The following is a 6,728-nucleotide window of genomic DNA, read 5'->3' as shown; positions in this document are numbered from 1 at the left end:
TCTACAATAATTGCAGAATGCGGTAATGGATTATTCTTATTGCGCTTAAACCCGCGCGTCTTTGGGTCAAATTCTAAAAGTCGGTGTAGAGTTTTTGCTTCCAAACCCGTCATTTCACCAAGTCGCTGTGCTGCACGTCCGGTAGGCGCCGCAAGAGCAATAGATTTACCCATTGCCTTCCACAAGCTTACAATTGTATGGGTGGTAAAAGTTTTTCCTACACCTGGTCCACCTGTTATTACCATCAAATTTGAGTAAGCAGCTATTTCTACAGCTTGCTGCTGTTGAGGTGATAAAGTAACTTTGCGACTATTGCAAAAACGTTCTATCCAATTACGAACGCGCGGAATATCTATATTAATAGGGGGAATTAAACGTTCTTGTATGCTAATAGCCAGATTTTGTTCAGTATAAAAGAAAGTTGGCTTGTAGCATAAATTTGTATCATCACTGATTTCTCGTACTAATTCATTCTCGCGCGACATTTTACTGATAATTTCAGTTACACTTTCCTCATGTGGTTGATGGTCATCAGTTTTTAGTCGTTGGGTTACTTGCTGTATGAGTTCTGGTTGCGGTAAATAACAGTGTCCTTCTTCTGCTGCTTCGCTCAATACATGAATAAGACCCGCACGATATCTAAACTCTGAGTCAGAACTCACACCTAAATTACGAGCAATTTGGTCAGCAGTCAAAAACCCAATACCATATATATCGGTTGCTAACTGGTAAGGATTTTCGTTAACTTGATGTATCGATAAATCGCCATATTGTTTGTATATCTTAACAGCGTATGTCGTAGAAACACCATGAGTTTGCAAAAATACCATTACCTCTTTTATAGCTTTTTGCGTTTCCCAAGCTTTCTGAATCATGGTAATACGTTTTTTGGCAATACCATTAACTTCTTGTAAACGCTCGATTTCATTTTCGATAATATTTAAAGTCTCCAACCCAAAATGATTTACTATACGTTTGGCTGTAACTGGTCCAACACCTTTTATTAACCCACTACCCAAATACTTCTCCATTCCCGTCAGTGTAGCAGGTTTCGTTTCTTTATAATTAACTACCTGAAACTGTAAACCATACTGCGGATGTTCACGCCAAAACCCTGTTAATTGCAGCGTTTGTCCAGGTTGAATGGCAGCAAAACTACCAGTAATAGTAGTTAAATCAGATACACCTGGACGCTGTAAACGCGCGACTGTGTAACCTGACTCTTCGGAATGGTAGGTAAGACGTTCTACTACTCCCGTTATTGACTCATACTTGGGAGTAGCGTTTACTGCTTGGTTTGGATATTCATTAGACATTATATGATTGGGAATGGGCGCCAACATTATACCGAACTTTTCAAGGCGTGTTAAAACCTCACCCTAATAATAATTTTCACAACGTCTCAATAAGAAAGCATGTCTAGCGCTACGATAATTAAGAATGTTGCGTGGAAAAGGCACTCATGAAACTAGATCGTATTACTATTAATCCAGCTAAGATGAATGGGCAACCGTGTATTCGAGATTTGCGGTTAACTGTACGTCGTGTCATTGAATTACTAGCGACATACCCTAACCGCGAAGAACTGCATCAAGAGTTTCCTGAGTTAGAAGATGAAGATATTCGCCAATCACTAATTTACGCTTCTGCGTATCTCGACGACAGGATCATTGACCTTCCAAAGAACCATGAAACTGTTGCTTGACCAAGGGATACCACGCTCTGCGGCACAACTGCTGCGAGAAGTTAATATCGACACACTGCATGTAAGCGAAATTGGAATGTCGTCAGCCGAAGACTCAGAGATTATTCAAAGGGCACGAGAAGAAGAACATATTATCGTGACGCTAGATGCAGATTTTCATACGCTGCTGGCATTGGATAATGCAGTATCTCCGTCAGTTATTCGCATCCGTATTGAAAGGTTACGCAGTCAAGAGATGGCTAATTTAATTATAACCGTTATCAGCGAATGCGAAGAAGATTTAAATCAAGGTGCAGCTGTTACGGTTGAGCCAAATCGTATTCGTGTTCGTCGTCTACCACTAATCTCCAACATCTAGCGATATAGTGGAGTTTACTTAGTCAAATTATGTGATGTGCTATTATATGGAGGTACATTGTAAATCAATACAACATAATAAACTATTATCAACTGTTTTCTAATGCCTGCTAAAGATATTTTCCATGATGCTGTAAAAAATGCATTATTAAACGATGCATGGTCAGTTACTGATGAGCAATTTTATATCCGCTCAGGAGGTGTAGAAATTTATATTGATATTGGAGCAGAAAAAATTATTGCAGCAGAACGGGGTAGTGAAAAAATCGCCGTAGAAGTTAAAAGTTTTTTAGGCTATTCTAATATTACTGAATTTCATGTAGCAGTTGGTCAATTTATTAATTACCGCTCTATTTTATCGGATGAACAACCAGATAGAACTTTATATTTAGCCATTCCATTAGATGTTTATGACTCATTCTTTCAACTACCTTTTACTCAGAAAATTATTCAAGAAAATAACATTAAATTAATTGCTTTTAACTCAGTAACGGAGGTAATTGTCAAATGGATAAAGTAGAACAGTATCGAGAATATATTCAAAGATTACTAACTGAATATAGTAACCACAAAAGTTTAAATGAAGACGTAGAAGCTCAAACGGTATTTGATAGGGAACACGATCATTATCAATTAGTTCATGTTGGTTGGCGAAATCAACGACGAATATATGGTTGTGTGCTGCACTTAGATATTAAAGACGGTAAAATTTGGGTTCAACATGATGGTACAGAAATAGGGATTGTTAGTGATTTAGAAGTTTTGGGTGTGCCAAAGCAAGATATTGTTATAGGTTTCCATGCTCCTTATAAGCGCAAGTTTACTGAATATGCTTTAGGTTGAGTTTATAAATGGGATGTAGGCGCCTTTCCGAAGCCTCATCCCACAAGAATATTTAGGATAATGAATATATATTTACATGATTGCTAGTAGTGCCGCAGAATTTAGAATGACAAATCAAAATGAATTTTTTAGAAGGTTAAGTTTCTGCATAGCAACAGTACGTACTTCATCATCTTTATCCTGAGCTAGTTTCTCTAAAATATTTGTTGAACAATTGTAGTAATTATATTGTGTTAAACTAAGTCGAACTTCCTGGCATTTGTCTTTTGCTAATACTTCTAAAGTCTGAGCAGACGTATTCGTATTTTCAGTTAAACCTTAAATATTTATTGATTATCCCTATGAGCAAAGTAAGTTTAGCACTTTTTAACTGTATTAGTTTTCTATCTTTAACGTTTTGGGTAAGTAACGCTCACGCTCAAACCCCTTCACAATCGACAACTGTTGTAAACCAACTTCAGCAGTACAAAGTCTATCGCAAGACACAAGCAGGCGCCACCCCCGAAGTAAAAAATGCAACGCAACCTGCTACAAATCATGTTATATACGTAAATCCTAGACTATTTTCCCTTAGCCCAAACAGTGACACAGTTGGAGATGTCGCAAGCGCACAATTTGGTTGTGGGTCATATTCTAAAATTATTTGAACAGATTGTGCTTTTTCTGCACCTGCTATTTTACTAACTAAATATAATGCCAGCGTATTAATTCGTCCATTATTAGTAGATAGAGGCTTAACTCTATCAGAAATAGGCTGGATTTTAGGCATTGTTAGTTACAGCGTGCGTATAGTCGGCGCCTTAACTGCTGGAATAATGATAATGCGTATAGGACGTAAAAAATCGCTAATCTTATTCGGATTCATATCAGCTATTTCTACACTTTTATATATAATCCCCGCAAACGCTGTTAATAGCTTACCTATACTATATACTGTTTGTATTTTAGTAAAGATCATTCAAAGTATGGCATATACAGCATTATTAAGTGCTATGATGGATAAATGCACAAAAAGTGGCACCGCAACTGATTATACTATCCAAGTTTGAATCATGTTTTTAGGCGGAATCGGCGCCACAGTTATCAGTGGAATATTAGCAAAAGCAATAAGTTACACCTTCGTCTTTGTTGTCACTACAATAGTCAGCTTAATTAGCGTATATTTAATCACCAAAATACGCATGACCAACGTAGGATAGGCATCTTGCCTGTCCGTGTTGCTGGGATTTTGGACGGGCAGGATGCCCATTCCACAAGAGGGGTGATTTAATATTGGGAGTTATTAATTAGTTGTTTGGATTTGCTGGCACTTTATAAGGTGTTGCTGGGTTTGGTTGTCCAGATTTTTGTTCTGTTTGTAGTTTATTTGTTGGCACCGTTCCAAAAATACCTCTAGATTTGCAGTAGTACAATGAGGCTACTGCTGAGTATGCCCAATGGTTTTTAGAGACATCTGAGTAAGGTGATGGTAATTTTTCAACTTGTCCTGTTTGACAAGCTTCGCGAATTTCTGCTTCAGTTGGTTGAACTTGCGCTGTTGATGCTGTAATTATCCACAGGGGAGAGGTTAGTGATATAAGAATTAGTAATTGTTTCAGCATATAAAATTCTATAGTAATAAGACTTAATCGCTTCTTATTTATTTTATCAATATAAACGTATTAGTTACATGACGCTACCAATTAATTTATTTGAATACGAACACCACGCGAAAAGTCATTTATCTCAAATGGCGTTTGATTATTACAGTAGCGGCGCCTGGGATGAGGTAACATTACGTGATAATCGTGCAGCATTTGAACGCATCAAATTATTACCTCGAATGCTAGTAGATGTAAGTAAGCGCGATTTGAAGGTAAATATTTTAGGAGAATCTCTACAGCTACCTATATTTATTGCTCCGATGGCTTTTCAATGCCTTGCTCATCCTGATGGTGAAGTTGCCACCGCAAAAGCTGCTGCATCGACAGGCACTGCGGTGATACTCAGTACTATGTCTACCAAGAGCATTGAAGAAGTAGCAGCAAGTAATAATAGTCTACGCTGGTTCCAACTTTACGTTCACAAAGATAAAGGTTTAACTCGCGCTTTGGTGGAACGCGCGTTTGCCGCAGGTTACAAAGCGTTATGTTTAACTGTTGACGCACCAATATTAGGACAGCGTGAACGTGATAAACGTAATGAATTTGCTTTACCAACTGGATTACACTTGGCTAATTTAACAAATATGTCTGGTCTCGATATTCCCCATGAACAAGGAGAATCTGGTTTATTCGCTTATTTTGCTCAACAACTCAACCCAGCAGTTACTTGGCAAGATTTAGAATGGTTACAATCTTTGTCTCCACTACCTTTGGTCGTAAAAGGTATCTTACGCGCGGATGATGCAGTGAATGCAATAAAATCTGGCGCCAAAGCAATAATAGTATCAAATCATGGCGGGCGCCAGTTAGATAGTGCAATTGCATCAATTGAAGCATTACCCAATGTTGTTGCAGCAGTTAATAATCAAGCTGCAGTTCTTGTTGACGGTGGTATTCGTCGAGGTGTTGATATACTCAAAGCTATCGCTTATGGCGCCAATGCTGTATTAATTGGCAGACCGATATTATGGGGACTTGCTTTAAATGGTGAAGTGGGTGTTGCACATGTTATTGAACTGCTACGCGCGGAGTTTGATTTAGCGATGGCACTTAGTGGATGTACATGTGTAGAGGATATTGACTCAAGTCTAGTTTGTAAGAATTCTTATTAATTATTAAAATTTCTTTACAAAAATTTAAATTATACTTAGTTACTACTTTAATGTTACTCACAAATTCATAACGCCGCATTCCCATATCAACCGTTTGCGAGAAAATTTATATAGTAGAGACGTTACATGTAACGTCTCTACCAACGCACGATTTTTATATAGGTTACACGGCTTGCTATCGTATAATTAATAACTGCCACACATTGAATCATAATGAAGAAATTAATTAAAGGGCTGCGCGAGTTTAAATCTACATATGTTAGTAGCCATCAACAACTTTTTGAACAGCTTTCTCTTGGTCAAAAACCTAGGGTATTATTTATTACCTGTTCCGATTCACGTGTAGACCCAAACTTAATTACACAAGCTGAATTGGGCGAATTGTTTGTGATTCGCAATGCTGGTAACATCGTTCCACCTTATGGAGCAACGAATGGTGGTGAAGGCGCCACGATTGAATATGCTATACAAGCTTTAGGTATTAGACAAATTATTGTTTGCGGTCACTCACACTGTGGCGCCATGAAAGGGTTGACAAAGCTACATACTCTAGATGAAGAAATGCCACTTGTGCATGATTGGTTGAAATATACAGAAGCGACTCGGCTTTTAGCGAAAGAACACTACGGGCATTACAAGGGAGAAGAATTGCTCGACATTATTACCGCTGAAAATGTCTTGACTCAAATTGAAAACTTGAGAACTTATCCGGTGGTTCGCTCGAAGCTTTACCAAAATCAACTCAATATTTACGCATGGATTTATCAAATTGAGACAGGAGAAGTTTTAGCATATGACCCTAAAACTCACTCTTACGTTTTACCTCAAAGTCAAGTTCCAACTTTAGATGAGGAAGTTTCACTAACTCTGGATTCAAATGGTAATGTTACAAAAAAATTCTCAGATGGACAACCCGTAATTGAACAACCTGAAGAAGTTACTTTTGACAAATACCAAGGATTCCCCATGACACGACTTTCAAAAGCACAAATGGATAGAATTTATCGAGGTTCTACAACAAACTAATCAAATCTTTCACAATTAACTGCCCACCATACATACTCAGTT

Annotated in this window: 11 protein-coding genes; 9 read left to right on the top strand and 2 right to left on the bottom strand. The window is 37.9% G+C overall.

Annotation, left to right across the window (positions count from 1 at the left end; all coding sequences use genetic code 11):
* On the bottom strand, positions 1-1,316 hold a 1,316-nt coding region (locus AC2JBO_RS12025; protein ID WP_496953883.1), incomplete at its 3' end, for a helix-hairpin-helix domain-containing protein.
* 146 nt (positions 1,317-1,462) lie between these two features.
* Between AC2JBO_RS12025 and AC2JBO_RS12020 the strand changes: the two genes are divergently transcribed.
* The 7 genes from AC2JBO_RS12020 (at position 1,463) to AC2JBO_RS11990 (ending at position 4,104) form a co-directional block, all read left to right on the top strand.
* On the top strand, positions 1,463-1,705 hold the full coding sequence (locus tag AC2JBO_RS12020) for a DUF433 domain-containing protein (protein WP_496953882.1): 243 nt from the start codon (positions 1,463-1,465) through the stop codon (positions 1,703-1,705).
* Entirely contained in the window at positions 1,689-2,063 is a 375-nt protein-coding gene (locus tag AC2JBO_RS12015; protein WP_496953881.1) for a DUF5615 family PIN-like protein, read from the top strand. The genes AC2JBO_RS12020 and AC2JBO_RS12015 overlap by 17 nt, the downstream gene beginning before the upstream one ends.
* A gap of 102 nt (positions 2,064-2,165) precedes the next feature.
* A complete protein-coding gene (locus AC2JBO_RS12010) occupies positions 2,166-2,582 on the top strand; it encodes an element excision factor XisH family protein (RefSeq protein WP_496953880.1) in 417 nt (138 codons plus the stop codon).
* Positions 2,570-2,905, top strand: a complete 336-nt coding sequence (locus tag AC2JBO_RS12005) for a XisI protein (protein ID WP_496953879.1) — start codon at positions 2,570-2,572, stop codon at positions 2,903-2,905. The genes AC2JBO_RS12010 and AC2JBO_RS12005 overlap by 13 nt, the downstream gene beginning before the upstream one ends.
* A 341-nt stretch (positions 2,906-3,246) precedes the next feature.
* Positions 3,247-3,552 (top strand): hypothetical protein, encoded by a 306-nt coding sequence (locus tag AC2JBO_RS12000; RefSeq protein WP_496953878.1) that lies wholly within the window; start codon positions 3,247-3,249, stop codon positions 3,550-3,552.
* A gap of 27 nt (positions 3,553-3,579) precedes the next feature.
* Positions 3,580-3,954 carry an MFS transporter gene (locus AC2JBO_RS11995; RefSeq protein ID WP_496953887.1) on the top strand — a complete coding sequence of 125 codons (375 nt, stop codon included), beginning with the start codon at positions 3,580-3,582 and terminating at the stop codon, positions 3,952-3,954.
* A 3-nt stretch (positions 3,955-3,957) separates the two neighbouring features.
* The gene (locus tag AC2JBO_RS11990) at positions 3,958-4,104 is read left to right on the top strand and encodes a hypothetical protein (RefSeq protein ID WP_496953877.1); all 147 of its coding nucleotides are present in this window, start codon (positions 3,958-3,960) and stop codon (positions 4,102-4,104) included.
* Positions 4,105-4,191: 87 nt separating this feature from the next.
* Here AC2JBO_RS11990 and AC2JBO_RS11985 read toward each other — a convergent pair whose 3' ends face one another.
* A complete protein-coding gene (locus tag AC2JBO_RS11985; RefSeq protein WP_496953876.1) occupies positions 4,192-4,506 on the bottom strand; it encodes a hypothetical protein in 315 nt (104 codons plus the stop codon).
* Between the two features lie 68 nt (positions 4,507-4,574).
* Here AC2JBO_RS11985 and AC2JBO_RS11980 point away from each other — a divergent pair, with 68 nt between their 5' ends.
* Both AC2JBO_RS11980 and AC2JBO_RS11975 read left to right on the top strand, forming a co-directional pair.
* The gene (locus AC2JBO_RS11980) at positions 4,575-5,660 is read left to right on the top strand and encodes an alpha-hydroxy acid oxidase (RefSeq protein ID WP_496953875.1); all 1,086 of its coding nucleotides are present in this window, start codon (positions 4,575-4,577) and stop codon (positions 5,658-5,660) included.
* Positions 5,661-5,873: 213 nt separating this feature from the next.
* A complete protein-coding gene (locus AC2JBO_RS11975; RefSeq protein WP_496953874.1) occupies positions 5,874-6,686 on the top strand; it encodes a carbonic anhydrase in 813 nt (270 codons plus the stop codon).
* Positions 6,687-6,728 lie beyond the last annotated feature (42 nt).

This window comes from Calothrix sp. CBUCES-K 9914 (assembly GCF_059640475.1).
Note: the sequence above shows the minus strand (reverse complement) of the source record. Positions and strands in the feature narration are given on the sequence as shown.